The organism is Halosimplex aquaticum, from assembly GCF_028747785.1.
GTDB lineage: Archaea > Halobacteriota > Halobacteria > Halobacteriales > Haloarculaceae > Halosimplex > Halosimplex aquaticum.
Window position 1 is genome coordinate 47,179 of the sequence record NZ_CP118160.1, and the last position, 24,636, is coordinate 71,814.

Sequence of the window (24,636 nt, forward strand, 5' to 3'; positions counted from 1 at the left end):
TCAAAGAGACCGATTAATTGTATCCAGTATCAAAACCCAGCTATGGTAGAAATCTCAGACTCCCTGTGTTCGCTGTTCACTGCGAAAATTAAGGAGGAGGATGGCACATTCGTCATCGAGATTCCTCCGAGTGAGATCAAGCATGGGGCGCTGACTGTTGATGAAACGTACCGCATCGCTCTTCTTGATTCATCCTCCGAAGCTGAATCAACATCTCCACAGAGCCCACGGCATCCCTCCTCTCAGGGGAACACGAGCAACGATTCATCTGGTCCTCCTGTTGATGAGGGAGAAGTGCGCGACGTGACAATCGAAACCGTCGGTGATCAAGGAGACGGTATTGCGAAAGTCGAACGGGGGTACGTCGTGATCGTTCCCGGCGCTCAACCCGGCGACGAGCCAACAGTCGAAATCGAACAAGTTCAGGAGAACGTCGCGTTTGCGAGCATCGTCGGTAGCGATCCGCGAGCACTCTAACCCATTTCCCTTCTGTGGATCAGTCTTCTTCTCGGTAAACCATCGGTGTGAGAAGGCTCCGTTCGAGTTTGTCTGATGGAGGTGGTTCTGAAAGTCACGTCACGTTTTCTTCACGCGTTCGCGATGGCACAACCTTCCAAGGCCGAAATTCAATTTATGACAAAGGAACCGATTGAGGTACTCGATGACCTGGCCGACCAGGTCGCCGATGAGTTCGAGGCGTATAGACAGCCGGACGAATTCAAGGATGTCTCGCTCGTGATTGAGAACAGCGACAAGGAGCGACCGACGCTGATCGTCCACGTCGATAGGGAGGATGCGGAGTCCCTTGCCGACCGTATTGATGAGTTCCTCCGCGAGCACGGCGCTCGAACTGAACGGGAACGACACTCAGCTACGGATGTCCGTGTGTTAGCGACGGTCGACTGACACCGCCCCTCCAATTTTTTGACTGACTGCAAGCACCGCTGAAGTCCCTATCTTCACTTCCGATCAAGGGGGTCCCGACCGCTTCAGCTCAGGTAGTCAATCTGTGCAGACAGATACTCTTGGAGAGCGGTGACCGTTTCTTCTGAGACAGCTGAGGCCCCGAAGTCACTCCGAAATCCGTGTTTGAGTTCGTCGCTCTCCAAGATCTCCAGACCACGCTCAAGTTGCTCCCGGAGCGCATCGTCGTCCCCTCGCCGTAGGTGGGGTGTGACAGCGTCGAGGTCGATCTCTTCAGCCACTGCCAGGACGTCTCGGAGATCCGTTTCTCGGCCACTGTGGAGCTTTGCCGCGACGAGGACTGCCCCATCGATGACTCTGGCCGTTGTCGTCACTGTGCCCCCGCTCACCTCCTGTTGGTGGCTGTGGTCGTACAGGTAGTCGAACGACCACTGTGCCTCAGTCTGGCGACACCCAAGGCCGTTCACCAGGAGATCGAAGCCGATCGGTTGTTGCGGCGTGAGTCGCTTCTCGTACTCGATCACTTCGGTGTCGTAGAACCACTCCTTGGCGTGGCTGTCCGTTTCCTCGAAGTCCCGACGTTCGAGGAATCGGACGAACTCGGCCTTGGAGTCCGGTGCGACGACGATATCGAGGTCCGTAGAGAAGCGTGCGTTGAACGCTGAGACTGCGTAGCCACCGACGAGAACGTACTCGTGGCCTTCTTGGGTGAGCTCTTCGAGCAGTTCGATGAGTGCGTCACTTCGATTGTTGAAGCTCATGGCTGTGCCCGTTCCGTCTCTCGATACGTGACGCCGAGGTCGAGGTCCTCGTACATCCGGTCGAGCATCGCCAGCGCCGACTGGAACTGGGCGTAGTTCTCGCGCATGTACTCGATCGTCTCTGCTCTCGGTATCACCGGGTACCCCTCGACGTATCCGATGTCGAGTGACGGGCGTGGCTCGAGGACCATCTGTAGCGGTCCGTTAAGCTCGTCTCGGGGCTGTCGTTCGAATGCGGTCGGGAGGTCGAAGGACTCGAAGAACCCCTCCCAGGCGTCGACGTCCTGCTCACGAACCGCCAGGAACAGTGGATAGTCGTCGGGCTCGCGACCGACCTGGTAGCCGCCCTGAGTCCACACGTAGACGGCGTCGATCCGCGTGAACGCGAACGACCAGTCACCGAATTGTGGGATGACGTACGTTTCCTCGATGGAGGGTGGACTGACGCCGGCGCTGGCAGCGACGAGCTCGAGCGCTGCGTCGCGTACGCGCTCGTCGACGACAGTGAGGCCGTCGTCATATGAAACGTAGCCTGCGTCTTCCAGCCGATTGACGGCCTGTCTCACTGTCTCGTAGGGCGTGTGGAGGTGTTGGGCGACACGGCGGATGGAGTCACCACTCTCGATGGTGAGGATGACCTGCGCCGCGGTGTCGTCGAGAACCTCATACATCTGGTGGTTACCAATAATCCGGTAACAGTTAAAAGTCTTACTAGAGGACGGGGTAGAACGGCTCTGTCTGAGTTCTATCACTCAGGACTCTCCCATTGAATGACTGAAGAATGTAGATCTCATAGCCAATCTGCATAATGTGGATAATGTAGATAATGCAAATTGGGCTTCTTCAATTGGTTCGTGTGGGTGGCAAAGATTGTGATGAATATGTATGAAATGCTGATAATCTAAATTATGTAGATTGCGTAGGGTCGACGGTGATTATGCCAATTGAGATTGTGCCAACAATCTACGTAATGTACAAAATGTAGATTGTGGGGATGGCGTACGCAATCTGTCTGACACAGAATTAAGATGGACGAGCTTCATTGACCGCGTATGACCAGTGCAAAACGTACATTATCGACAAAACTCGCGCAACCTTTAACATCTACCCAATGTACATTACCTACAAAATGTACAAAATCCGCTTCTTACGGGGTGCTGAGCTATGAGTGCTGACGAGTTTGAAGGGCTCCCCGGAGCAGCTGTCTCGTTGCTCAAGGGAGGGGTAGGGAAATCCACGATCGCGCTCAACATCGCTGATCGACTCGCTGCTCGTGGCCATGAGACGGTACTATTGGATCTGGATAAGGACGGGCACATGACGACCCAGTTGGGATACGACGATGCGTACGACCGAGATGCGAACCTCGGTGACGCCCTTATCGATGGTGAGGACCCCGAAGACCTGCTTATCGAGACGGACTTCGGCGTTCACCTCCTCCCGTCGAGTAACGAGCTCGAGAATGTTGAGACGAGGCTGAAGGACGAACGGTTCGCAGACGTGAAGCTTCGGCGGAACGTTGTCGATCCGCTCATTCAAAATGGATACGACTACGTGATAATTGATGCCGCAGGCGGCCGTGGGAAACTCTCCGACAACGCCCTCATCGCCGTCCAGCGCGTCATAATCCCGCTAATCCCGCGTGCTGGCTCGATCAACGGCCTCAATAAGATGATTGAACGCCAGATCTCCCCAATCCGGCAGAATATCGGGTTGGATATCCTCGCAGTCACTCCGAATATGATTCGCGAAACAATGGGACAACGCAACGAGCATCGGACTCTCGTTGAAAATCTCAACCGAGAGTTCGGTTCGTTCGTCCCTGAGTACGCTCGTGTGGACCCGGAGATCTTTGATGCCCTCGATGATTCGGGACGCACCATCGATAATATCCCGAAGCCGGGGATTCGCGAACGGACCGCAATTTCCCGCGCCTTCAAGCAAGGAATGCCCGTCTCGAAGTTCGACGAAGATTGCGACCAGATCCCGAATTTCGACCACTTAGCGGACCTCGTGGAGGAACACAGCTATGCCTAATGAGGACGACCGTTTCGGGGACGTCGCTGAACAGCTCAAACAAACGGAGGAAGGAGCCGAATCGGATGACGACGAACGTACTGACACCCAGGATGAACTGCAACCGGATGAAGAGATAACTACTGAGGACACAGAGTCGGAGACTGAGTCCATTCCTGAGCAGGATGAGGAGGATGTGGACGAATCCACCGGTGGACCGGCCTTCTCCTTTGATGAGACCGATATGCACGGCTTCTATGTCCGGGAGGACACGTGGGATGGCGTCACCCGGATGCGATCATCGGTAACTGCTGTGTGCTCTATGTTTGATGTTCCCGAATTTGAGGGAAGAGAGTTTCAAGATGCGTGTCTCCGGGTAATTGCGGACCACGGTGATGAGGTCGCCCTCCAGATCCTCCGGGAGCGTGGTATCGAAGCCGATGAGGAACGTGTTCAGGAAGTTGTGGAGATGCTGAGCGAGCAAGCTACGAACGACTAACATTGGATTTGGGTGATTTCCCTCATCATTCAGATTTCGTGCGCATTGTACATTATGCAGATTGTGTAGCAAGCTATCTGCTTGCAGTCTCGCGATTATTCTCGGAACCGGGTCCGAACGGCGGTCGCGCAGAAGTTGAGACTGGAGCTCTCAATGCATACGCATTCAGCACACATAATCCCGAACGTGGATTTTACTTCAGACAGTTTCGTCGATGTACTCGTCTTTCTAGCGCACTGATTCGGGATTCAAATCGGTGGTGTTGAGGCTACACCGAGGGTCTAAGATGATTCTACAGTTGCGAATGGTTCCGTCGAGGAAAACATATTAGTATTTGCTTGTATAAGCTGAACCTGATATGGTAGAGGACGCGATCGTTGACGGAACCGCGGAAGGGACTGCTCCCTGCTGTGCACCGCCCGGTGATGTTGACTCAGATACGATGGCGACGGATCTCCAAGTGCTGACCGCGATGGGGAACGACACGCGATACGAGCTGCTTCGCCGAATCGCGAACGCCGACGACGGCGTCTGCGTCTGTGATCTCGAAGCCGCAGTCGGCGTCAGTCAAAGTGCCGTCAGCCAAGCACTCTCTCGCTTGTACACCGCACAATTGGTCACGCGCCGCAAGGAGGGGTCTTGGCGGTACTACGAAACGACTGAAACGACCTCAGCCCTCCTCGAAACGCTCGACGACCTGCGAGGAACCTATGAGTAACGATACTGAGACAGCGACCGGTGACCCCGATCCCGAGGAGACTCGTCAGATGGTGCGCGAACGCTACGGGACTATCGCTTCGGATGACCAAGACTGCTGTGGCGATGTCGGCATCGATGTCACCGACGACGGTGGGTGCTGTGACGGCGACACGGACGTGACCGGGAGCGAACGCCTCGGCTACGACGCGGACGACGTCGCGTCCGTCGCCGACGGTGCGGACCTCGGCCTCGGGTGTGGAAACCCGAAAGCGTTCGCCGAGATGACGCCCGGCGAGATAGTGCTCGACCTTGGCTCCGGTGCGGGCTTCGACTGCTTCCTCGCTGCACAGGAGGTTGACCCGGACGGACACGTCATCGGTGTCGACATGACCCCGGAGATGGTCTCAAAAGCGAGAGAGAACGTGACGAAGAACGACGCCGACAACGTCGAGTTTCGTCTCGGCGAGATTAGTCATCTCCCCGTTGCTGACGCAACCGTCGACGTCGTCATCTCGAACTGCGTCGTCAATCTCGCCCCGGAAAAACAGCGCGTGTTTGATGACGCCTACCGGGTCCTCAAGCCCGGCGGCCGCCTCGCCATTTCAGACGTCGTCCAAACCGCGCCGTTCCCGGACGATGTCAAGATGGATCCGGACTCGCTGACTGGCTGCGTCGCTGGGGCCTCAACGGTCGACGCCCTCGAAGCGATGCTCGACAGTGCCGGCTTCGAAGCAATCGAGATAGAGCCCAAGGACGAGAGCACCGAGTTCATCAGTGACTGGGATGCGAACCGGGACCTCGGTGACTACCTCGTATCTGCAACCATCGAGGCCCGGAGACCACCTCGCGACGTCTGACTCACTTCGAGTACTGCTGGGTTCGACTACTCAAGCATTCTTGCAGGCGAATTAACCGAACCCCTACGAATCATCAAACCGATCGAGAACCGTCTGATCTCGATATTGAACTACTGAACTGTCGCACATTTCGACGACTCGTCCGTGGTTGCACACTCGCTTCCGTCGGAGCACTCCGCAAGACCAATCATTCCTTCCATCTCTTCGAGGAGTTCGACGAATGCGTCCCCATTCTCGGTCAGTTCGTACGTCGTCGAGGGCGGCGTCGTCGCTTCGACGTGCTTCTCGACGAAGCCGTGACACTGTAGCTCTTTCAGTCGTCGTGAGAGCATCGTCGCCGTCACGCCGTCGATGGAGCGCTGCATCTCGTTGAACCCGTATTGTCGATCCGAAAGCAACCGCAAGGCGTGAAACGCCCACTTCGAGCCGAGAATCTCTCGCAGTTGGTGCCACGACTGCTGCCAATCAGACACGTCGGTCGTCTTCATACCCGCTAATGGGCGTGCAAACACTCGAAAGTATCGTCAGTGGCCTCTGTCAGCTGTCGCGCTCACCCGTCGTGAATCTGTAGGCGAGGACACTCATCAGGAGCGAGATTCATTCCCTCCAGGTTCGCGAGTGGACAGCCACAATGTTCGCACTTGAATTGCTTGGCACCAGTCGCGGCTTCGAGTGCTTTCGTCTCGAGCCGAGCGAGTCTATCAACAACTGCACGACCCGTTCCGTCCTGGCCGGCCACGAGATGTGGGCACGCTGTCTCGACGTCCGGGTGGGTTCCTCGACAAATAGCTTGGTCGAAATCATCGACACGAGTCTTGCTCATCTGTATAGAGTGAACTCAACAACACCCAGGACTGCAATCATTCGAATCGGGAACCTCGTCGACGAGTTCGCGGGGATCACAGTCACAGTCAGAGAGTTGCCCACACACACCCTCCATAATTGTCGTGAGGTCGTACTCGATCTCGTCGACGTCGAAGACGACAACGTCGTCGACTCGAACTTCGAAGATGCCGTCCTCGCCGGGGACCAGTTCGACGCCGTCCACTGTTTCGCCACACGACTCCAGAATCTGTGTCTGCGTTTCCGTTGCGCGGTCGATGAAGCCACACGGGTCACAGTATTCGACTTCGACGCTTGTCATCGGAGTATCACAGGAACCACTACGTGGACGGCCCCCATAAGATGACAGTACCCTGGTACGAAGTACCTTTCAGCGCTGAAACCACCCGTCGAATGTGCTATCACGAAGAATATATATCCGCATACAAGTGCCGGACGAGTACCGGCCTCTACATGGGAATAGTCAGCAGCAGTCGTCGGTACTACAGACGCTCCCGTAGTTCAGGCCGGTCGCTTCGCTAATCGCGTCGTTGTACTCTTTGAGCATCGTCTCGAACTCAGATGACGCTCCGTCAGGCTGACTCTCTGCCAGTTCCTCGCCGAACGCTTCGGCAGCGGCCAGTACTTCCTCGTCGGTCGCGCTCAACAGCACCCACCTCCAGTTGACCGGGCGAACTTGCGGCCGATCTGCTCACTGATCGCGTCGTTCGTCTCCTGGAGCAGATCGACGAGCGTCTCCTGTGCGTCCTTGTGTCGCTGGATGGTCTCGTTGTCCGCCATCTCCGATTTGAGCTCTCGCAGCTCGCTCAGCAGCGACTGATCGTATCCATCGCGTTGCATCCGTTGCTGTTTTTCCCGGTACTCCTCGAGGAGTGCCGTCGCTTCCGAGTCGTTCTCGAGGGCTCGGCTGGCTGCCGTGAACTCCTGATAGGTTTCGGAATCGGTGAGCATTTCGACGAACGTCTGGAACGACGCTTCGACTGGCTCCTCGTCCGAGCGAACTTCACTCATGAGATCGTCACCTCCGGTTCCTTCTTCGGGAGAGCTGACAAGCCAGTGATCTCGTCGCCGAACGAGCTCAGTTCCTCGAGTCCGACTGGCTCGTCCCGGCGCAGTGGTGCGAGCATCATTGGCGTCTCAAAGCGGTCCTTGATCTCATCGAGGTAGTTCTCCTGCTGTGCCCGCCGGTTCGCGAAGAACGCGTTGTCGCCGTATTCCTCGGGGAGCAGGTAGTTCGCGACGACGAACGCTGTCTCGATACCGACCTGGTCTTCGAGGTCCTCGGCCGCGCGGTACGCCTCCATCATGGGCGTGTACTCAGGATACATGACGAACGCGAACGAAGTCCGTTCAGGGTCTTGCATCGTCTCGATGACCTCGTCGTACTGGTCGCCCTTCGCTGGGGCGGCACCCTTCGTCAGCGAGCCGAGGTCCATAAATCCCTTCCAGTCGGAGGGCAACTCCAGCAGGCGGAGCGTGTGCCCCGTCGGCGCGGTGTCGAAGACCACCACGTCGTAGCCGTCTTCCTCGAAGTAGCTCACGAACTTCTCGAGCGCCGCCATCTCCTCGGCACAGGGTGACTCCAGTTCCTCCTCGACGTTCGCGATCGCGGCGTCGACATCGATCTGGGTGTCCTCCTTGTCCTCGTACATCTCAGTGACGTGGTCGAGGACCTGCGTGCGGTACTCTTCGAGGGCCTTCTCCTGGTCGATGCGGGCCGCGTCGAGGTTCGCCTGGCTCACCGACGTCGGTTCGTGGCCGACCGGCTCACCGAAGATGTCCTCGAGGTGGGCTGCCGGGTCCGTGGTCACGACGAGCGTCTCGTATCCCGCCTCCGCGAGCTTCGTCGCCGACGCCGCGGCGATGGTGCTCTTGCCGACGCCGCCCTTCCCGGTGAAGAACAGGTACCGCGTGTCGTCGCCCGGCGTCACTCGGTCGGCGACCGACTCTGGGTCGGCCAGCGCATCGACGTCGACCGACTGGTCGGTCTCGACGTCGGTCGCCGAGCCGACGTCGACGATAGCGTTCTCGCCGTCGTAGATGACGCCCGCGACGTCCGACAGCAGGTCGAGGCCGGCGATTTCGCCAGGCTGGAGGGGATAGGTTGCCATTGCGTCGGCGTTGAACTCGGTTTCCGCGCGTTCGATGGCCGCCTGTTCGTCCTCGCGTTTCCCCTCGAAGAAGGGGTCCTCACAGACCGACTCGGGGAGGTAGCCGTTGACGACGAGCATCTGGGACTCGATGCCGAGCTCACCGAGGTCGGCGGCACTGCGTTCGATCTCGTCGAGCGAGGAGTCTTCGGGCTTGCCGACGAACCCGAAGGTCGTCCGCTCAGTGTCCTGGAGCGTGTCGATGGCCCGCTCGTACTGGTCTTTCCTGTCCTCCATCGAGGCCGCGGGGCCGATACAGGTCGAGCCGCCCTTCTCGAGTTCAGCGTTCCAGTCGGAGGGCAGCTCCATAAGCCGGATGGTGTGGCCGGTCGGCGCGGTGTCGAAGACCACCACGTCGTATTCGGGGCTGTCCATGAAGTCGACGAAATTGTCGAAGGCTGCGATCTCGTCGACGCAAGGACTGTTGAGTTGCTCTTCGATAGTCTCGATCTCCTCGTCGTCGAGCAGCTGGCGCATCGGTTCGATGGTCTCCTGGCGGTACTCTTCGGCCGCCGTGTCCGGGTCGATCTCGATGGCAGAGAGGTTCTCGATGCCTTCGATTTCAGTCACCTCGTGGCCGATCTGCTGGCCGAAGATGTCCGAGAGGTTCGGTGCAGGGTCAGTCGTCACGAGCAGCGTCTCGTAGTCGTTATCGGCGAGCCACGTCGCAGTCGCACAACTGACGGTGCTCTTGCCGACGCCGCCCTTCCCGCTGAAGAAGACGAATTCTGTGTCGTCACTGCTCGGTTCGACGAGCTCTCGTGGCGTAGTGTCCGTACTCATCGGTTAAGCCTCCTGGGGCGTGTTCTGTTGCTCGCGGATCTCGCCCGCGAGCTCGTCGTAGGAGAGGTACGCCGATTTGGCGAGTATCTCGTCGTCGAGGACCGTAATGGGGAGGATCGAGGGGCCGTGTTCGTCGACGAGATCGGCGATCGCCTCGGTCTCGAGGAATCGGTCGATGTCGTGTTGCATATTCGCCCTCGACACCTCGAGATCGAATTCCTCTTCGAGTTGATCAAGTGCGGCACTGACCTCGACGAGTTCGTCGTCGGGATCGGGGCCACAGACGCCTGTGGAGCAGCACATCGCCTCTTCGTACAGTGTGAGTTCTATCATATGTGGTCTCCTCGGTTACCGTTCCGGCTGCCGGTAGAGTCGTGGTCACAAACCACCGCATCTAGTTTACCAACGATTCAATTAAAACTCTGTTCAGACATCAGCATAAACACTTTGGTTCGCTCACCCACGAGTACTCGCCCCACTAATGACCTCCATTAACGACTTAATAGAGTATGTGAGTTAATCTTCTGCTAGGAATATTCCGCAATGGTTAATTGAGAGAGTGATCAAGTGATTGCTGATGGCACAAGCGACCGAACGATTACAGCGGTATCTCGATGACGAACTCGGGGAGTGCCGCAGCGAGGATGTCGAGCGCCGTCTCGACGAACTCTCCACGCTTGAGGCCGGACTCGGGACGGCACAGGCGGAGGCCGAACTCGACGTCTTGTCGGCGCTGTCCAACGAGACGCGCTATACGCTCGTGCGCGTCCTCGTTGCAGCCCAAGAGGAACTCTGCGTCTGCGAGCTGAACGCCGTCGTTGACGTGACCGAGAGCGGTCTCAGCCATGCCCTCTCGGCACTCGTCGGCGCAGACCTTGTCGAGGGTTGGAAGGACGGGCGCTGGAAGAAGTATCGGGCTACCAATCGAGCTGTTGCGCTTGTTACCGTTCTTGAGGGAAGCGTGGCAGATGAGTAACGTCGAACACGACCACGGGCCCGACTGCGACTGTGAGAGCTGTGGCGACCCACGGTCGATGGACTTCCTCGACAAGTACCTCACTGTCTGGATCTTTGGTGCGATGGCGATCGGCGTCGGGCTGGGATTCGTCGCCCCATCAGTAACCCAACCGATTCAGGACTTCCACCTCGTCGAGATCGGACTTATCCTGATGATGTACCCGCCACTGGCGAAGGCCGATTACTCGCAACTTCGGACCGTCTTCAGCAACTGGCGGGTACTCGGGTTGAGTCTCATCCAGAACTGGCTGATCGGTCCGACGCTCATGTTCGGGCTCGCCGTATTCTTCTTCAGCGGCCTCGTTCCCGGTCTGCCGGCACGCCCCGAGTACTTCCTCGGGCTCGTGTTCATCGGGATGGCCCGGTGTATCGCGATGGTCCTGGTCTGGAACGAACTCGCAGAAGGATCGACCGAGTACGTCACCGGCCTCGTCGCGTTCAACAGCCTCTTCCAGATCGTCACCTACGGGGTGTACGTCTGGTTCTTCGCACTGTTCCTCCCGCCGCTGCTCGGCATGGAGTCACTCGTGGCCGGGATCACGACCTTCGACATCTCGCCGATGCAGGTGTTTGAGGCGATCGTCATCTTCCTGGGGATTCCGTTCGCGGGCGGCTTCCTGACCCGGTATGTCGGAACTCGCGTCAAGAGCGAAGCCTGGTACGATGATGAGTTCATCCCGAAGATCGATCCGCTGACGCTCGTTGCGTTGCTGTTCACCGTCATCGTGATGTTCGCCACGCAGGGCGGCGCCATCGTCGCCTCGCCGGGCGACGTCCTCTTGATCGCGGTACCGCTGACGATCTACTTCGTCGTGATGTTCCTGGTGAGCTTCGGGATGGGGCGGGGCATCGGCGCAGACTACTCGACGACGACGGCGATCGGCTTCACGGCGGCGTCGAACAACTTCGAGCTCGCCATCGCCGTCGCCGTGGCGGTGTTCGGTGTTGGCTCCGGCGTCGCGTTCGCCACCGTCGTCGGCCCACTCATCGAAGTTCCCGTCCTGCTCGCGCTGGTCAACGTCGCGCTGTACTTCCAGCGAAAGTTCGACTGGCGTGGCGCCACGACCGGACAGCTCACCCCAACTGGTTCAGAACCCACTCCTGAGGATGATTGAGCCCCAAACAATCCAATGATTCCCCAGACAAACTCCGTTGATCCCCTTCGCCTCGCGTTCGTCTGCGTGGAAAACGCGGGTCGAAGTCAGATCGCGGCCGCCATCGCTGAAACCCAAGTTCAGATCCAGGACCGAACGGATATCGAGATCCTCAGCGGTGGGACGGACCCAGCAGAGGAGATCTATCCGGCCGTAATCGACGTAATGCGGGAGAAAGGCTATGACCTGTCGACGCGGACACCGACACAGATCTCCCGCGAGACCCTCAAGGGGTGTGATGTCGTCGCCTTGATGGGGTGTTCGTTGTCGGTCGATGACCTTCCAGTGGGAGTGGTCGTTCGTGACTGGGGGTTCATCGATCCGGCGGATGCTGATACGGAGTCTGTATGGGCAATCAGTACAGAGATCGAACAGCGCGTTATCGAACTAATTGCCGACCTGCCGACCGAAGCGGAACGAAGAAACCACACACACCAGATACAATGACTGAACACAGCGACACCGATCCGATTCGAATCGCCTTTATGTGCGTCCAGAATGCTGGCCGCTCCCAAATGTCCACGGCATTTGCGGAGCGTGAACGGGAGCGACGTGGACTTGAAGACCGCGTCGAAATCCTCACCGGAGGGACGCATCCGACCGACCACGTGCACGACGAAGTCGTCAACGTGATGGAAGAGGCGGGGTTCGATCTCTCCGAGCGGACGCCACGAGAGATCACGCTGGACGAACTGCGCTCCTGCGACTACGTTGCCACGATGGGCTGCTCGACACTCGACGTCGGCGAAGTCGGTGACGACGTCGATATCCGTGATTGGGCGCTGGAGGACCCTGACGGACAGGATCCTGATCGGGTGCGCGACATCCGCGATGAAATCGAACAGCGGGTTCGTAGTCTATTCGATGAAATTGAAGCCACCGAAGCTGCAACGTCATAATTCGATAGAGTAGATACTATGGGTTAGACTCTGAGTTCACTGAATGGACGATTGTATTTTCGAGGATGTTCTTTTCTCCGTACCGTAGTCTCGCTATCACAGCCTGCTGTGTAATCCCTAATAACTCGCCGAGTTCCTCTAGAGTGATTTTCCGAGGTGTCTCAAAATAGCCCTCCGTATACGCGAGTGCTAATGCTTCGTGCTGCTTGTCTGTGAGATTGTACTCCTGCGAATTGAAAATCTGGAGTTGGGTCGGGAACCGGGTCAACCGAACACCGAAATCGTTCTCTTGGCAGTACGCTTGAAATGTGGAGAGCTGTTCAGCTGATTCGGCTCGAAGTCGAAACGTCCACTTGTTTGGAGTTGACTGTGCCGATTCGAGCTCGACAGCTGCCTTCGTGATTCCGACACAGATACTCTCATGGTCGTTGTGCAAGCGTGCGGTGTAGAGAGACTCTTCGTCGAGTGAATCAAGCAGTTCTACAGAGTGGAAAACGTCATGATCTGATAATTCAGATGCCGCTGGTGAATTTGACCGCGTACTCAACCAGAAATAGAGAGGGTGTCATAGAACTCTTCTCACACCGTGATGATCGTGCTTCCCGGATTGTCTCCACGTTCGTAGTTGGTGATCGCGATGACAAGGCGAAGGCACAGCGCGAGGAACACCTGCGCTCGTGCGTGGACGCGGCCTCGGGCGTGGGTGCGCCCGAGGCCGCAGTCCTTCACTGATTCGTTGGTTCGTTCAACTCCCGTGCGGCGGTTGTACGTCTCATCTAGCGTCGGTTGCTTCAGCTGAACGTCTTCACTGTGTTCCTCGATGCGGTCTTCGACCCTGTACTCGATATCGAGCGGGTCGTCGGTGTTTCGCGCGTTGTACGGAGCGACTGGCACGACCCCTGCGGCCAGCAGGTGGTCGTGCCAGTCGAGCGTGTCGTAGGCGCTGTCACCGACCATCCAGATCGGTTGCTCGACGGCGAGCGCGTCACGGGTGACGCGCATCGCCGTCTCTTCTGGTGCTTGTTTGCTCTCGGTGAACTCCGCTGCGATCGGTATCTTTTGCCCGGTCGAGACGATTGTACAGCCGTAGCCGTAGTAGTACTCGTCCTTGGTTGGATCGTAGCACTTTGACGCATCTGGGTCGGCTGGCATCGCCCTCACGTCGGTCGAATCGATACAGTAGGTCAAGTCGAGCAGGCCGCGGCGGGCGGCCTGCTCGACGAGGTGATCGAACACCTCGTTAGCGACGTGTTCGAGGTCGGTGAGGAAGCGATCGACCGCGTCTCTCGACGGCGGTCGATCGAAGCCACAGCTCAACCAGACGACCGTGTTCCGAAGCTCTCGTTCGACGGGGCGGATGCCGTAGATATCTTTGTAGTAGCAGTGGAGAAAGCCACGCATCAGCTCTGGTGGTTCGTGGTCTCGTGTTCGCCCCGTCTGCGCCGGGGCGAACACGTCAAACTCTTCGAGAAATTCGAAGGAGAGGTGCTCGAACAGCGCTAGCGTCTCTGTCTCCACGACATTGAAGAACGACTCTACCGAAGGATCATCTTGCAGGGTCGCTGAACTCATCCACCTCAGCGTTCACCCTGCTCTTTGGTGTGCTAATCGTTCTATGACACCCTCTAATGAAGGCAAAGGTCCCCAGCACAAGTGAGCTTGATACGGTATATCAGGCGGTTCTCAACGCACTGGATCAAATTATGGACGAGACAGGAAGTGCCTATGGTATGGACATACCAGGTTATGTAATAGAAAAGTATGAAACTGACCACTCTTTAAATTGTTCCAATATGGAAAGTTCCGCGACGACGTGGTTGGATAATAATGGGTTCACCGATGGACAGTTCCTCTGGGTGACAAACTGTTCCGATGCCTTCGCTGATTCAGAAGGGGCATGGGAGGGTCGGACTGAGGCATTCGTCAGTACCGACTGGTACTCCGGTGACATGCTGGGAGCCGTGGCAATTCAAGAGGCATTACATTCCTTCCTGCTGGACAGTTGTCTCAAGCTTCCAGGGGATGATCACTCACTCGGCCAGGATGCTGATGAGGGTTCATATGATAATGCAACACCAATGGTCGCCTCATACGGTGATAGTAGCGAAAATTACGAGTCTAAGGGAGACTGCAACCGCGATAAGAATACTGATGGTGTGACTTACGATATTACCTACTGTACGGTTGAAGGAATGAACTATTCTAGAGAGCATGCCTACAATAACGGTGTACACTAACGTATAGAAAGTAATAATCTCTAATCTGTGTTCTATATTTGAGTTCGGTAGAGACAGACTGTCTGCGTTCCGCTTATGAGCACTCAATGATCTGCACAGTAAACTCAGTCGCCGCTCGTTCGTCGGGACGCTGGTAGACGATCTTAATGTCTGTTGGAAGATGATTTTGTGCCGTTAGTTCGACTTGATACTGATACGAGGCACCAGCGCAGTCAACACTCTCGGGGGGGTCTGAGTTGGTCCAACGGGGATACAAGACCAGTTCTGCGTACCGCTCGGTGCTGTTGTATTGGAGCGCCCGAATAGCCACTGTCCGACAACTACTCGTCGAGAACCACCCACTGAGCGTTGCGCTCTGAGCCGTGCAGTCGCCGGACTGAGACACACTCTCCTCATTTTCTCCGGCCGTCCCATCGTATGAGACACTCGTGACGGTCGCTGACAGACCATCTGTTTCCTTTTGTTTTGTCGCTGTTGGAGATCCAGCTGTAGGTGAATTGAGTGTCGAGAGACATCCTGCGACACTTGCAACGCTTATTGCACCAAAAGAAGAGAGGAGGGCACGGCGATTCATAGTGAGATTATTGAGTGCCGAGAGGTAAAATTATCCCTTAGGCTCAAAGAGTAGCTGAGTCAACAACACCATTATATCAGATACCGACTTGGTGGCTGTTTCAGTAGGAACAGTGTCGAGACAATAGGGTTTGCTTCGTCCCCGCGTACCCCGAGAGCAATCGGTGAAGCATCTCACACAACAACTCGACGGTGACAGTCTTACCTGCCGTTATCGCATCTCGGCTGTGTGTCAGGGCGTGCAAGTAGTTTATGATCTCCTGGGTACCCTGTCGTCTGTCCTCGTCGATGAACGTCTCCTGTCCTGCTTCATACGCGTAGATATCTGAGAGGGTCACATGAGTGCCTTCGATCTGGGACGCTTCCAGTGTCTCCTTCCGAATGAACGGTTCAATGAGGATCTCTCTTGACCCGATGCGAGGGCCAATGCCGTGGAGCCGGCTTAGCTTGCGTCGCCCTCGCTAACGGGCATCAGTTGGTCAGTGCTAGTTGTGGGCGGTAACGGATCCAGGTTTGAACGCCGAATACGTTCCCTTTGGGGTCGTAATCGGAACGATTTCACCGGGTGCCGTCTCTTCGAAGTCGTCTCGATCCATTACTGGTAGTAGCCGTACAAAACACGATCCATTATTGGCATTTTGATCCTAAATCAAAATAGCGCAGAGGCGGATTGCACCATTGCAACTACTACCAGAGAGTGGCGTTTTTGAGAGAGTCGTGTTCAACGTCCCGTAGTGGTTGCAATTCGTGAGTCGCGACGAACTGTCTTTCGACGGATTGCCCAACGAACGCACGTCGAGTGGCCAGTATACGATGCCACGCCAGTATACGATCGAAGCACGCTTGCCGGGTTGGAGTCCGATATCCGGACGGTCTCACAGACGTGGTTTAGGCACGACCGCCATGTATCGGTTGAGAACTTCGTCTGCTCACTCCCTCTGGCGTATTTCGTATTCGCCGCGCACGACCGCTATGTGGGGGCGACTCGCTACGAGATGGACACGCTCTTTCGCGTCTTCGTTCTGAAAGAATGCCACGGATGGGAGCACGAAACCGCACTAATTGAGTACCTTGAGCGTCGTCCAGCACTCTGCGACCAACTGGATCTGGAGACAGTACCGAACCAATCAACGCTGTGGCGCAGCTGGCACAACCGGTTCACTGCCGAGCTTCGCAGTACAGTCGAGACAGCTGCGCGGACCATCCTCATCAAAGCCCAGAACGCGGGTGTCACCGTTCCGCGCAAGCCAGAAAGACACCTTCCATCTCGAGGTGGCAAAGAGGACGAATCGGACCCAGACAATCGAACTGTCCTCGACGAAGCGGCACCGATCACGGACCACATCAGCCGCGTCGTATTCCCCGCGTTCTCACTGAATCGTGGCGACGGTTGTGAGATTCATGAGAACGCCTACTGGGACTTACAGACGTATCTCGGGCTTCGTGAGCGGCTGGCTGTCAATGAAGGCGCTCGCAGTTTCGTCTACGAGTCGATGCGTGAGCGGACACCGCTGGGGCACGTCCATCGCGAGCACATCCGTGACCTCTCAATCGAACAGACTCGCGAGATGTACCGACAGGCGGTAGATCGGTTGTTAGGAGAAGTCTCGGAGACAGAGCAGTTCTTCCGGGCCGGGATCATCGCGATCGACATCACCGAAGCGGATTCCTTCACCGGTGATCGAACGGGACACGAAGACGAAATTATAGGGACGAAGGAGAAGACCGATGAGTACGCTTACCAGTGGGCCACTGTCCAGCTGGTCGGCAACGCCATCCCGATCGTGTTGGATGCTCGCCCTGTTCGACGAGGTGAGTCACGCAAGGAGATCGTCGAGGACCTTCTCAACTCCGCCGAGGAATTGGTCCATGTCGATAACGTGCTGATGGATAGGGAGTTCGATAGCCAGCATGTTTTGGAAATGATTAGCCAGCGCGGACTCTCATACGTCGTGCCGAAACGAATGCAGACGAGCGAGAGAGCTCAGGCGAAGCGACTCCTCCAGCGGGATGATGATCGATACGAAGCGGACCGCAAACTCCATCTCGGGAATAACGAGTGGCACGAGACGACGCTGATCTACCGGCGCAAAGAGAACGCTGAGCACGATGATCACCGGCAGTACTCAGTGTTTATGTCGAATCATGGCGGGAGTTTCCTCACCGAGTATGCGTATCGCTGGGAGATCGAGAGTGGGTATCGGTCGATCAAGCGATTCATGGCGGCGACGACCTCGAAGGATTTCGGACTCCGGTTCTTCTATTTCGCGTTCGCGTGTCTGCTGTATTCGATCTGGCGGGCAGTCGATGCGCTGGTGCAGGTCGAATTGACCGGTGAGTACGAACATTCGCCACTCGTGACGGCGGACAATACGCTAACGCTGTTGAAGAAGGAGACTGGAATCGGATAGACCGCGGCTATTTGCTGAGATAGTCGAGTCGTGAGTGGCGACACTATGGAGCAGAGAGGAAAATTCCTGAACTAGTTACAAATTCGATAAGGTGGTGTGGTTGAGAGCCGATCTGAAGCTGTCTTGTCTCACTGATCCGTCCGAAACCACGCATTACAGCCCCGCTAAACCCGCTGTAGTCTCAACTTCACCGGTCGCGGTTTTGGTATAGCGGTATATGATTTATACCGTTGGCCAAATCCGAATTTCGGGGTATAGAACCCTTCTATCATAGGAAAAATGGTTATGAGACTTCTGTCACCGGTGGTCATGATTATGCCCGTAATCACGACCAGTTTGAAGTACCCCGCCGCCGTCGGTGAAGCACGAATGCTGCAACCGCCTCACGACGCCGCTTCCCCCGGGGTTGAGCCGCAGCAAGCGGCTGTCTCTCTGCGGGTATTGGACTGGTTGCGAGTTCCGATCCATCGCCGGAAGTCTTATCACGAATTATCTATAATTCGTAATCGAGATGGCGCACTCGCCGCCCCGGTCAGGTCGACCACCTATTCAGCAGCTGCAGACGGTCGTCGACCTTCTCGAGACGCCGGCACTCGCTCGGCTGTACGCCTACATCTTGCAGCACGGCCCCGTCACCGTTTCCGAGATCGTCGACGAGCTCGATATCCCACAAGGGACCACCTACGACTACGTGCAGAACCTCGAAACAGCTGGCTTAGTGGAGAAAACCCGTGATCAGCGACCGTATAAATACGACGCCGAGTCGATTGCACTCACGCTCTCGACGGACGGCGAGACCCAAACGATCACGCCGGCCCTTATTGCAGCCGTCGCCCGCCGAGAGGAGGACGAGGACGTCGACGTCTACATCGAGCGTCATGGCCTCGACAGCCTTGCTGTCGCCCTCGAGTACGCCTACGAGTACGTCGACGGCACGGTCAACCATCGGATTGCGGCCCGGGAGCTTGACCTCTCACCGCTTGAGGCCGAGATCATCCTCCAGGCGCTGGAACCGGTTGCGACCGAGTACGCCGACGCGGCTGCATGACGACGGTCTATATCGCCGATACCGGCGTCTTTGTACGGTGTGGTGGCCCGGACAAGGACAAATTTCAACGGCTTCGTCGGGCACTCCGACAGGCCGGTGTCTCATTGCGTATCCCGCAGCGCGTCTACGAAGAGCTCGGGGGCGATCCTGCAGCGGACGAGTATCCCTCGGGGAACATTCCCTATCCCGATGGATTCGAGGAGGGGTGGATCGTCGTCGCCGACGAGCTCGACTACACCAATCCACTCGTCTCGACAGTGATGGACGAAGCGCGCCGATTCATCGCCAACGAGACCGACCGCGACGAGGATGTCACCGAGAAAGCGGACACGGCACTCGTTGGGCTTGCTGCTCAAGTACTCGACACTGGGGAGGCAGACCACGTTGTTCTCCTAACGACGGACAAACCGGCTGGACGCGCGGCCGAGACGCTCCTCCCTCAACACGGCTTCAGCGACCGAATCGAATTCCGGTACGTCAGCGTCGAGTATCTCGAGACGATCACCGCCAACGAATTTCGGTGACCCATCCCCTGATGTCGATATAGAACTATCCATCTCAACCTATATTAAGAAATCGCGTTGATAGTAGGATATGACAGAAGATACTGGACTACGGAATCAACAGACTACGGGCGAAGACCGCGTGCGGATGGTCGCCCGGCAGCTGTCGGAGCCGCGGACGGCCAACTGGATCGCCTCCGAAGCGGGCTGGTCACACGAACCAACCAAACGCGTCCTCGAACGCCTCGTCGACGATGGGATCCTCCATCGTGACGAAAGCGGCACTCACACGACGTATTACCCTGATTACCGCCGCCAAGCGATGCAGGAGGCGATGCGCCTCCGAGACAGCGGGCACACTGTCGAGGAGCTCACGGACCGTCTCGCCGATATGAAGACGCAGATTCGCGACTGGGAGGACGAATTCGGCGTCGAGTCACCGAACCAGCTTCGTGGAACGCTCGCCGACGAGTCCCTTGACTCCGACGAGGAAGACCGGCGCCGTGAGATCGCCCGCGAGTGGGAGCACCTTCAGCGGCGTATCCAGATCGTTGGCTTCGCCATCCGCGAATGGGACTTCCTCGCTCCGACGACAGAGCCTGCCGAGGCCAACAGCTAACGGATGTCGGTCCCACATCCAGGTGGTGATCCGAACGCGAACCTCTACGCTCGATAGAAGCTCGCCACCCACCCACGTGTTCACACATGGGGGAACAACTTATCACTCTGCCCCGCGTAATTCGTATCATGAGCCAGGAATCGCTTGACGATACGATCAAATTCCGTGCTGGGCCGCTCAAAGAGGCGGCGAACGAACTCGATTCCGTCCATCTGGGCGGAATCAACATTAGTGAACTCGCACGCGAAGGGCTCACTCAGATGCTTCGGCGAGCGATGACGGACGACGACAAGATCGCGATTTACGAACGCTATTCAGCGGGCGACCTCTCGGAGGACGCTGCTCGCGTGCTCCTCGGTGAAGAGTTCGACCTGCTCGAAGAGGACATTGGCGATTTCCGTGAGGCTGCCAAGGATGACACTAGTGACTATCTCGTCTAAATGGCAAGTGACGACACTCGGTATCCGATCTTGGTCGATACGGACGCGCTGATTGCCGTCGCGAACAGCCCCTTGTGGACCGAGATAACCGACCAAATCGGCCTCACGACGACAAACGTTTGCAAACAGGAACTCAAGCGACACGTCGAGAACACACGCGAGACAGCGCCAGAGGGAAGCCGTCCGTACCGGCTTCATTACGGGAGCCGTACCGCGCTCGATGCGCTCGAGGATAACGAAACACCGCTCACCCAGGTGACGAGCGTCCCCCGTCCCCACGGAGCGGACGCCGGCGAGGAATCGCTCCGACAGGAAGTGCTACAGAACCCGGGGGCCGTTGACTACGTCATCTTGATGGACGCGGCGGGCCGGCGCTCGATTCGTCGTGCTGTCGACGACCAAGACGAAGATATCCGTGTCGTGACACCGCCGTTTTTGTTCTACATTCTTTACGACAACGAGCTAATTTCGCGTCGCGAGTTCTGCGAAGCGTGCGGCGAGATGTTGGAACGTGAGGGCTGGACCGGATACAACGCCGTGAAAGCTGCGTGGGAGGCGATCCCGATTGATTGTAGTGATATTCTGGACGACCACCTGCTCCCGTGACGAAACCGTATGAATCAGAACACCTCATCGACACGCGATGGTTCGACACCGCTCGACGACAGCTTCGAGCGCTACCTGCAGGACAAGGGGAAAGGCCGGGGTGGCGATGGCGGGAACTACCGACGCAACGCGGCGCGCGAGCTCGAGCGGTTCGCCGAGTGGGCCGCCGGCGACCGCGGTGACGACGACTGGACCGGTATCACTACCGACGACGTCGACCGCAAACCCACCTTTGAGGACCTCGACGAACGCGTCTTCCGGGAGTACGCCCGGCACCTCGCCGGTGATCGCGGGCTCAAGCAGAATACCGTACAAACCTATTACCGCTATATCTCTGCGTGGTGTGGCTGGTGCGTCAACGAGGGTTACCTCGAGGCCCACTACGCTCAGCGGGCGAGTGCGATGGCTCCACTTCCCGAAGACGACGGCCGCAAGCCCGGCGACCAGCAGGCCTGGACGTCCGAGCAGCGCCACGCCTTCACCCGCCACGTCGACGAACGGGCCCGCGACGCCGTCGAGGCGTACACGACCCTCTCGGAGGATACTGACCCCCTCGACAAACAGCGAGCGCGCTACGCGGCGCTGAAGGCGGCTCGTGACCGGGCGCTGGTGTTCGTTCTCGCGTACACCGCCGTTCGGGTCGGGGAACTCCTTCGAGACCCAAACGATCCGCGCCGGCGCGGCGTCCGCTGGGAGGACCTCTCCCTCGACGACGGGAGTATGGACGTCTACCGGAAGAAACAGCAGTGGGACGCCGCCAGTCTCCCCGACCCGGTGATCTCGCCCCTGCGGAGCTACCGCAAGCTGATGGACCCGCCGACGGACCGCTGGCCGGTGTTTTCGACGTTCGACCAGCGGACGCTTGCGACGCTCGTACAGGACGAGCTGGCCGACCGAGGGAAACACCCGGATACAATCGACGATAGACGTAGCGAGTTCGCTCGTGACCTCTTATTGGCGCTCGATGAGGACGTGCGACCGCCGTCGATCACGACGGACGGCGCACGGTCGATTCTCCAGCGACTCTCAGAGGCCGCAGAGATCGACATCGACCATCCGAAACACGACTATCTCGCCCCTCACGGCGGTCGACGTGGGATGGGAGAGGTCCTCGTTCGGGCGTTCGGGTACACTGTCGCTGCCCGGTACTTGGACAACTCCGAGGAGATGGTTCGCGAACGGTATTCGCATATCGAGGCTGGGGAACTCGGTGATGTTGCGACTGAGGCACTTTCCGAAATTGACGACTATCTGGGAACAGGTGCATCCCCGGGATAACGTTTTGCTGTTGTCCGGAGAGGTGTGTTCACCGTTAGGGGGGACTCCGCACTGGTCATTTCGATAGCTGTTCCTCTAGAGGACGCGTAGCTGGCTCGTCGACTTCGAGGGGACCGCGAACGATGCCAACGTTGCTCGTTGCCTCCTGACTGATGCGTTCTGCGATCGTTCCAAACATAATCCGAGACGCTTCGCTCCGTTCGGACAGCCCGACACAGATCGTATTGTAGTGATTAACGGTCTCGAGGATCGTGGCTTCGATATCATCGGCAACGATGACCTCACTCTCATACTCCTCTGGATCGAGTCCTGCTTGGTGTGCAACGTCTTCGATCACTGCTTCCCCTCGTTCGACAGCAGCGGATTCCGGTTCTCTTTCTGGCTGAACGTTCACTAGTGTCGGGACGCTCCCGTCGACGGTCGCAAACTCAGCAGCCCGCCGTGCAGCAACCGGCGAGTGGGGCCCCGGACCTGCCAGGGCCACGGTGGTACCGATCGTCTCGTCGTGGAGCGTAACGAGAGTGACTTCACATGGTGCCCTCTCGACGACGGAGTCGAGATTCGGGCCGAACACGTGCCCCAGTCGAGTGAGCGTTCCCTTCCAGCCGAGCAGCACTTGATCGGCGTCCTCTTCGAGAATCGCCTCAAGAATCGTCTCGTCGACGCGCTGTCCGGTCATCGCCACCGTCCGCAGATTCACGTCCATCTCCGCTGCGATATCCCGTGCCGCTTCGAGGAGGTCGTGCTGGTGGTCGAGGCGCTCGGCTTCGATGTTCTGTTGTGGTGACGGGTCGGCAACCTGGAGAACGTTCACTGCCACGAGTTCTGGCGTCTCTTCGTCGGTATGTGCGTGTGCAGTTGCCGCTGCCAGTCGGAGGAGGTCCTGCTGTGTCTCGGGATTCACGACTGGAACAACGACCGTGTATCCATCTACTGTCGGCGAGATTGCATCGTCGATGAGGCCTCTGTCGATGGCGTGCTCCTTGACGTAGATGAAGTACCAGCCCACACCGACTCCGACGATTCCTAATCCGAGGAGGATGATGACCGACGCCATCTGTGAGATGACGACGAGCGAGAGTACCACCCCGAGGATCGGTACTGCCGGATACAATACATCGGGAATCTTGAACGACGGATCGTAGTCTTCGGGATCGGCCCGACGGAAGACGACAAGGGCGACGTGGACCATCGAATACGAGACGAGGAAGCTGAAACTCGCAACCTCGGCCAAGAGCGCGACGATCGTCTCGATATTGAGCCCGGCAGCAATCAGTAACGCCGTGACGGCACCGGTTGCGATGATCGCCCGGTGTGGGGTACCGAATCTGTCGTGGGTGACGTTCAGCCAGTTGCTCATCAACTCATCGCGCCCCATCGCGAAGTTCACTCGGGCCGCTGCGAGAATCGAAGAGTTCGAACTGGAAATCGCTGCGATGGCTGCAGCGGCGACGATTGCCACAACTCCGATTGAGCCCATAAACACGACTGCGACATCCGAAACCGGAACGAGTGAGTCACCAAGTGCTTCGTATCGGATGACCCCGGTACTGACAAGCATCACTAATGCGTAGAGGATCGTGACGAGGACGACCGAGAGAATCATCGTCAGCGGGATGTTCCGGCTGGGATCTTTGACTTCCCCTGCGACAGTCGCGATGATCTCGAAGCCGAGAAATGAGACGAAAACGACGCCAGTCGTGGCGATAATCCCACTCGGTCCCGTGGGAGCAAACGGCTCGAGATTGGACGGGTCGATAAAGAACAGACCGAGAGCCACGTACGCCAGGACGACTACGGTTTCCGTCCCAATCATCACGTTTTGTAGCTGGCTCGACTCCTCTGTCCCGTAGTAATTCACCCCGACAATCAGGGCCAGTCCCGCGAGTCCCAGAAGGACAATGAACAGTCGGCCATCGAGAAATGGAATCGGCTCGACGAGGTATTGGCCGAATCCGATCATATAGAACGCGCTGGCGAACATGAGGCCACTCCACATTCCCCATCCGACGATGCTTCCGAACAGTCCACCGAGAGCACGATTCACGTAATGGTAGCTTCCGCCGGCAATGGGCATTCCTGTCGCCAGCTCGGAGAGCGACAGGGCCGCGAGCAACGCGACGAAGCCAGCGAGTATGAAGGAGATCGAACTCGCGGGGCCGGCACCTTCGGCTGCGATTCCTGGTAGGATGAAAATTCCCGCTCCAATCATCGTACCACCGCCTAGTGTCATCGCCTCGAGGAACCCGATATTCCGCTCTAGTTCCCCGCCGCTGTCGTCGGTCATGCTGGTCGCTCAGAAATAGTTGTCATGAAGAG

General features: G+C 57.6%; 30 protein-coding genes. 18 read left to right on the plus strand and 12 right to left on the minus strand.

Translation table 11 applies throughout. The annotated features are described in order from the left end of the window. The first annotated feature begins 42 nt into the window (after positions 1 to 42). Positions 43 to 477 carry a TRAM domain-containing protein gene (locus PSC72_RS24790; RefSeq protein WP_274326405.1) on the plus strand — a complete coding sequence of 145 codons (435 nt, stop codon included), beginning with the start codon at positions 43 to 45 and terminating at the stop codon, positions 475 to 477. A gap of 75 nt (positions 478 to 552) precedes the next feature. Beyond that, the gene (locus PSC72_RS24795; protein WP_274326406.1) at positions 553 to 906 is read left to right on the plus strand and encodes a hypothetical protein; all 354 of its coding nucleotides are present in this window, start codon (positions 553 to 555) and stop codon (positions 904 to 906) included. Positions 907 to 989: 83 nt separating this feature from the next. On the opposite strand, the gene PSC72_RS24800 is transcribed toward PSC72_RS24795, so the two are convergent. Then, positions 990 to 1,685, minus strand: a complete 696-nt coding sequence (locus PSC72_RS24800; RefSeq protein WP_274326407.1) for a nucleotidyltransferase family protein — start codon at positions 1,683 to 1,685, stop codon at positions 990 to 992. Continuing rightward, positions 1,682 to 2,356: a helix-turn-helix domain-containing protein gene (locus tag PSC72_RS24805; RefSeq protein WP_274326408.1), complete on the minus strand. Its 675-nt coding sequence runs from the start codon at positions 2,354 to 2,356 to the stop codon at positions 1,682 to 1,684. The genes PSC72_RS24800 and PSC72_RS24805 overlap by 4 nt, the downstream gene beginning before the upstream one ends. Positions 2,357 to 2,849: 493 nt before the next feature. Between PSC72_RS24805 and PSC72_RS24810 the strand changes: the two genes are divergently transcribed. From PSC72_RS24810 to PSC72_RS24825, 4 genes are all read left to right on the plus strand, one after another. After that, a complete protein-coding gene (locus PSC72_RS24810) occupies positions 2,850 to 3,722 on the plus strand; it encodes a ParA family protein (RefSeq protein ID WP_274326409.1) in 873 nt (290 codons plus the stop codon). Then, entirely contained in the window at positions 3,715 to 4,200 is a 486-nt protein-coding gene (locus PSC72_RS24815) for a hypothetical protein (RefSeq protein ID WP_274326410.1), read from the plus strand. The genes PSC72_RS24810 and PSC72_RS24815 overlap by 8 nt, the downstream gene beginning before the upstream one ends. A 358-nt stretch (positions 4,201 to 4,558) precedes the next feature. Continuing rightward, entirely contained in the window at positions 4,559 to 4,918 is a 360-nt protein-coding gene (locus PSC72_RS24820) for an ArsR/SmtB family transcription factor (protein WP_136718286.1), read from the plus strand. After that, entirely contained in the window at positions 4,911 to 5,756 is an 846-nt protein-coding gene (locus PSC72_RS24825) for an arsenite methyltransferase (protein ID WP_274326412.1), read from the plus strand. Before PSC72_RS24820 ends, PSC72_RS24825 begins: the two co-directional genes overlap by 8 nt. A 110-nt stretch (positions 5,757 to 5,866) precedes the next feature. On the opposite strand, the gene PSC72_RS24830 is transcribed toward PSC72_RS24825, so the two are convergent. The 6 genes from PSC72_RS24830 to arsD all read right to left on the minus strand — a co-directional run bounded on the left by PSC72_RS24830 (position 5,867) and on the right by arsD (position 9,865). Continuing rightward, entirely contained in the window at positions 5,867 to 6,244 is a 378-nt protein-coding gene (locus PSC72_RS24830) for a winged helix-turn-helix transcriptional regulator (protein WP_248653052.1), read from the minus strand. A gap of 350 nt (positions 6,245 to 6,594) precedes the next feature. Continuing rightward, entirely contained in the window at positions 6,595 to 6,900 is a 306-nt protein-coding gene (locus PSC72_RS24835; RefSeq protein WP_248653053.1) for a SelT/SelW/SelH family protein, read from the minus strand. 162 nt (positions 6,901 to 7,062) lie between these two features. Beyond that, on the minus strand, positions 7,063 to 7,251 hold the full coding sequence (hcsS, locus tag PSC72_RS24840) for a halo-CC-star protein HcsS (protein ID WP_248653054.1): 189 nt from the start codon (positions 7,249 to 7,251) through the stop codon (positions 7,063 to 7,065). Then, entirely contained in the window at positions 7,242 to 7,610 is a 369-nt protein-coding gene (hcsL, locus tag PSC72_RS24845; protein WP_254270705.1) for a halo-CC-star protein HcsL, read from the minus strand. The genes hcsS and hcsL overlap by 10 nt, the downstream gene beginning before the upstream one ends. Further along, positions 7,607 to 9,532 carry an arsenical pump-driving ATPase gene (gene arsA, locus PSC72_RS24850; RefSeq protein WP_274326413.1) on the minus strand — a complete coding sequence of 642 codons (1,926 nt, stop codon included), beginning with the start codon at positions 9,530 to 9,532 and terminating at the stop codon, positions 7,607 to 7,609. Before arsA ends, hcsL begins: the two co-directional genes overlap by 4 nt. 3 nt (positions 9,533 to 9,535) lie before the next feature. Continuing rightward, positions 9,536 to 9,865, minus strand: a complete 330-nt coding sequence (gene arsD / locus PSC72_RS24855; protein ID WP_248653057.1) for an arsenite efflux transporter metallochaperone ArsD — start codon at positions 9,863 to 9,865, stop codon at positions 9,536 to 9,538. Between the two features lie 244 nt (positions 9,866 to 10,109). Between arsD and PSC72_RS24860 the strand changes: the two genes are divergently transcribed. From PSC72_RS24860 to PSC72_RS24875, 4 genes are read left to right on the plus strand one after another with little or no spacing between them, the layout of a single operon-like run. Then, positions 10,110 to 10,508, plus strand: a complete 399-nt coding sequence (locus tag PSC72_RS24860; RefSeq protein ID WP_254270707.1) for an ArsR/SmtB family transcription factor — start codon at positions 10,110 to 10,112, stop codon at positions 10,506 to 10,508. After that, the gene (gene arsB / locus PSC72_RS24865; RefSeq protein ID WP_254270708.1) at positions 10,501 to 11,664 is read left to right on the plus strand and encodes an ACR3 family arsenite efflux transporter; all 1,164 of its coding nucleotides are present in this window, start codon (positions 10,501 to 10,503) and stop codon (positions 11,662 to 11,664) included. Before PSC72_RS24860 ends, arsB begins: the two co-directional genes overlap by 8 nt. A gap of 15 nt (positions 11,665 to 11,679) precedes the next feature. Next, on the plus strand, positions 11,680 to 12,150 hold the full coding sequence (locus tag PSC72_RS24870) for an arsenate-mycothiol transferase ArsC (protein WP_254270709.1): 471 nt from the start codon (positions 11,680 to 11,682) through the stop codon (positions 12,148 to 12,150). Then, positions 12,147 to 12,602: a low molecular weight phosphatase family protein gene (locus tag PSC72_RS24875; RefSeq protein WP_274326414.1), complete on the plus strand. Its 456-nt coding sequence runs from the start codon at positions 12,147 to 12,149 to the stop codon at positions 12,600 to 12,602. Before PSC72_RS24870 ends, PSC72_RS24875 begins: the two co-directional genes overlap by 4 nt. Positions 12,603 to 12,618: 16 nt before the next feature. Here PSC72_RS24875 and PSC72_RS25520 read toward each other — a convergent pair whose 3' ends face one another. Together PSC72_RS25520 and PSC72_RS24885 are read right to left on the minus strand one after the other, a co-directional pair. Beyond that, positions 12,619 to 13,149: a helix-turn-helix domain-containing protein gene (locus PSC72_RS25520; RefSeq protein WP_328518204.1), complete on the minus strand. Its 531-nt coding sequence runs from the start codon at positions 13,147 to 13,149 to the stop codon at positions 12,619 to 12,621. Positions 13,150 to 13,181: 32 nt separating this feature from the next. Continuing rightward, a complete protein-coding gene (locus tag PSC72_RS24885; protein ID WP_274322795.1) occupies positions 13,182 to 14,174 on the minus strand; it encodes a transposase in 993 nt (330 codons plus the stop codon). A 56-nt stretch (positions 14,175 to 14,230) separates the two neighbouring features. Between PSC72_RS24885 and PSC72_RS24890 the strand changes: the two genes are divergently transcribed. Further along, a complete protein-coding gene (locus PSC72_RS24890; protein WP_254270716.1) occupies positions 14,231 to 14,839 on the plus strand; it encodes a hypothetical protein in 609 nt (202 codons plus the stop codon). 674 nt (positions 14,840 to 15,513) lie between these two features. On the opposite strand, the gene PSC72_RS24895 is transcribed toward PSC72_RS24890, so the two are convergent. Further along, positions 15,514 to 15,840 (minus strand): Fic/DOC family N-terminal domain-containing protein, encoded by a 327-nt coding sequence (locus tag PSC72_RS24895; RefSeq protein WP_328518205.1) that lies wholly within the window; start codon positions 15,838 to 15,840, stop codon positions 15,514 to 15,516. 306 nt (positions 15,841 to 16,146) lie between these two features. On the opposite strand from PSC72_RS24895, the gene PSC72_RS24900 reads away from it, so the two are divergent. The 7 genes from PSC72_RS24900 (at position 16,147) to PSC72_RS24930 (ending at position 22,317) form a co-directional block, all read left to right on the plus strand. Continuing rightward, on the plus strand, positions 16,147 to 17,823 hold the full coding sequence (locus PSC72_RS24900; RefSeq protein WP_248653073.1) for a transposase: 1,677 nt from the start codon (positions 16,147 to 16,149) through the stop codon (positions 17,821 to 17,823). Between the two features lie 511 nt (positions 17,824 to 18,334). Further along, entirely contained in the window at positions 18,335 to 18,871 is a 537-nt protein-coding gene (locus PSC72_RS24905) for a DUF7437 domain-containing protein (RefSeq protein WP_248653074.1), read from the plus strand. Next, a complete protein-coding gene (locus PSC72_RS24910) occupies positions 18,868 to 19,395 on the plus strand; it encodes a hypothetical protein (protein WP_248653075.1) in 528 nt (175 codons plus the stop codon). The genes PSC72_RS24905 and PSC72_RS24910 overlap by 4 nt, the downstream gene beginning before the upstream one ends. Before the next feature lie 70 nt (positions 19,396 to 19,465). Then, positions 19,466 to 19,993 carry a DUF7342 family protein gene (locus PSC72_RS24915; protein ID WP_248653076.1) on the plus strand — a complete coding sequence of 176 codons (528 nt, stop codon included), beginning with the start codon at positions 19,466 to 19,468 and terminating at the stop codon, positions 19,991 to 19,993. 128 nt (positions 19,994 to 20,121) lie between these two features. Then, on the plus strand, positions 20,122 to 20,433 hold the full coding sequence (locus PSC72_RS24920) for a hypothetical protein (RefSeq protein WP_248653077.1): 312 nt from the start codon (positions 20,122 to 20,124) through the stop codon (positions 20,431 to 20,433). Then, positions 20,434 to 21,039, plus strand: a complete 606-nt coding sequence (locus PSC72_RS24925; RefSeq protein ID WP_248653078.1) for a hypothetical protein — start codon at positions 20,434 to 20,436, stop codon at positions 21,037 to 21,039. A 9-nt stretch (positions 21,040 to 21,048) separates the two neighbouring features. After that, positions 21,049 to 22,317 carry a phage integrase SAM-like domain-containing protein gene (locus PSC72_RS24930; protein WP_248653079.1) on the plus strand — a complete coding sequence of 423 codons (1,269 nt, stop codon included), beginning with the start codon at positions 21,049 to 21,051 and terminating at the stop codon, positions 22,315 to 22,317. A 55-nt stretch (positions 22,318 to 22,372) separates the two neighbouring features. Here the strand turns inward: PSC72_RS24930 and PSC72_RS24935 are convergent, their stop codons facing one another. Continuing rightward, positions 22,373 to 24,604 carry an amino acid permease gene (locus tag PSC72_RS24935; RefSeq protein WP_248653080.1) on the minus strand — a complete coding sequence of 744 codons (2,232 nt, stop codon included), beginning with the start codon at positions 24,602 to 24,604 and terminating at the stop codon, positions 22,373 to 22,375. Positions 24,605 to 24,636: the final 32 nt, after the last annotated feature.

Excerpts from the sequence above, each read along its gene's own strand:
- PSC72_RS24790 (WP_274326405.1), top strand. The coding sequence starts at position 43 with ATGGTAGAAATCTCAGACTCCCTGTGTTCGCTGTTCACTGCGAAAATT.
- PSC72_RS24795 (WP_274326406.1), top strand. The coding sequence starts at position 553 with ATGGAGGTGGTTCTGAAAGTCACGTCACGTTTTCTTCACGCGTTCGCG.
- PSC72_RS24800 (WP_274326407.1), bottom strand. The coding sequence starts at position 1,685 with ATGAGCTTCAACAATCGAAGTGACGCACTCATCGAACTGCTCGAAGAG.
- PSC72_RS24805 (WP_274326408.1), bottom strand. The coding sequence starts at position 2,356 with ATGTATGAGGTTCTCGACGACACCGCGGCGCAGGTCATCCTCACCATC.
- PSC72_RS24810 (WP_274326409.1), top strand. The coding sequence starts at position 2,850 with ATGAGTGCTGACGAGTTTGAAGGGCTCCCCGGAGCAGCTGTCTCGTTG.
- PSC72_RS24815 (WP_274326410.1), top strand. The coding sequence starts at position 3,715 with ATGCCTAATGAGGACGACCGTTTCGGGGACGTCGCTGAACAGCTCAAA.
- PSC72_RS24820 (WP_136718286.1), top strand. The coding sequence starts at position 4,559 with ATGGTAGAGGACGCGATCGTTGACGGAACCGCGGAAGGGACTGCTCCC.
- PSC72_RS24825 (WP_274326412.1), top strand. The coding sequence starts at position 4,911 with ATGAGTAACGATACTGAGACAGCGACCGGTGACCCCGATCCCGAGGAG.
- PSC72_RS24830 (WP_248653052.1), bottom strand. The coding sequence starts at position 6,244 with ATGAAGACGACCGACGTGTCTGATTGGCAGCAGTCGTGGCACCAACTG.
- PSC72_RS24835 (WP_248653053.1), bottom strand. The coding sequence starts at position 6,900 with ATGACAAGCGTCGAAGTCGAATACTGTGACCCGTGTGGCTTCATCGAC.
- hcsL (WP_254270705.1), bottom strand. The coding sequence starts at position 7,610 with ATGAGTGAAGTTCGCTCGGACGAGGAGCCAGTCGAAGCGTCGTTCCAG.
- arsA (WP_274326413.1), bottom strand. The coding sequence starts at position 9,532 with ATGAGTACGGACACTACGCCACGAGAGCTCGTCGAACCGAGCAGTGAC.
- arsD (WP_248653057.1), bottom strand. The coding sequence starts at position 9,865 with ATGATAGAACTCACACTGTACGAAGAGGCGATGTGCTGCTCCACAGGC.
- PSC72_RS24860 (WP_254270707.1), top strand. The coding sequence starts at position 10,110 with ATGGCACAAGCGACCGAACGATTACAGCGGTATCTCGATGACGAACTC.
- arsB (WP_254270708.1), top strand. The coding sequence starts at position 10,501 with ATGAGTAACGTCGAACACGACCACGGGCCCGACTGCGACTGTGAGAGC.
- PSC72_RS24870 (WP_254270709.1), top strand. The coding sequence starts at position 11,680 with ATGATTCCCCAGACAAACTCCGTTGATCCCCTTCGCCTCGCGTTCGTC.
- PSC72_RS24875 (WP_274326414.1), top strand. The coding sequence starts at position 12,147 with ATGACTGAACACAGCGACACCGATCCGATTCGAATCGCCTTTATGTGC.
- PSC72_RS24885 (WP_274322795.1), bottom strand. The coding sequence starts at position 14,174 with ATGAGTTCAGCGACCCTGCAAGATGATCCTTCGGTAGAGTCGTTCTTC.
- PSC72_RS24890 (WP_254270716.1), top strand. The coding sequence starts at position 14,231 with ATGAAGGCAAAGGTCCCCAGCACAAGTGAGCTTGATACGGTATATCAG.
- PSC72_RS24905 (WP_248653074.1), top strand. The coding sequence starts at position 18,335 with ATGGCGCACTCGCCGCCCCGGTCAGGTCGACCACCTATTCAGCAGCTG.
- PSC72_RS24910 (WP_248653075.1), top strand. The coding sequence starts at position 18,868 with ATGACGACGGTCTATATCGCCGATACCGGCGTCTTTGTACGGTGTGGT.
- PSC72_RS24915 (WP_248653076.1), top strand. The coding sequence starts at position 19,466 with ATGACAGAAGATACTGGACTACGGAATCAACAGACTACGGGCGAAGAC.
- PSC72_RS24920 (WP_248653077.1), top strand. The coding sequence starts at position 20,122 with ATGAGCCAGGAATCGCTTGACGATACGATCAAATTCCGTGCTGGGCCG.
- PSC72_RS24925 (WP_248653078.1), top strand. The coding sequence starts at position 20,434 with ATGGCAAGTGACGACACTCGGTATCCGATCTTGGTCGATACGGACGCG.
- PSC72_RS24930 (WP_248653079.1), top strand. The coding sequence starts at position 21,049 with ATGAATCAGAACACCTCATCGACACGCGATGGTTCGACACCGCTCGAC.
- PSC72_RS24935 (WP_248653080.1), bottom strand. The coding sequence starts at position 24,604 with ATGACCGACGACAGCGGCGGGGAACTAGAGCGGAATATCGGGTTCCTC.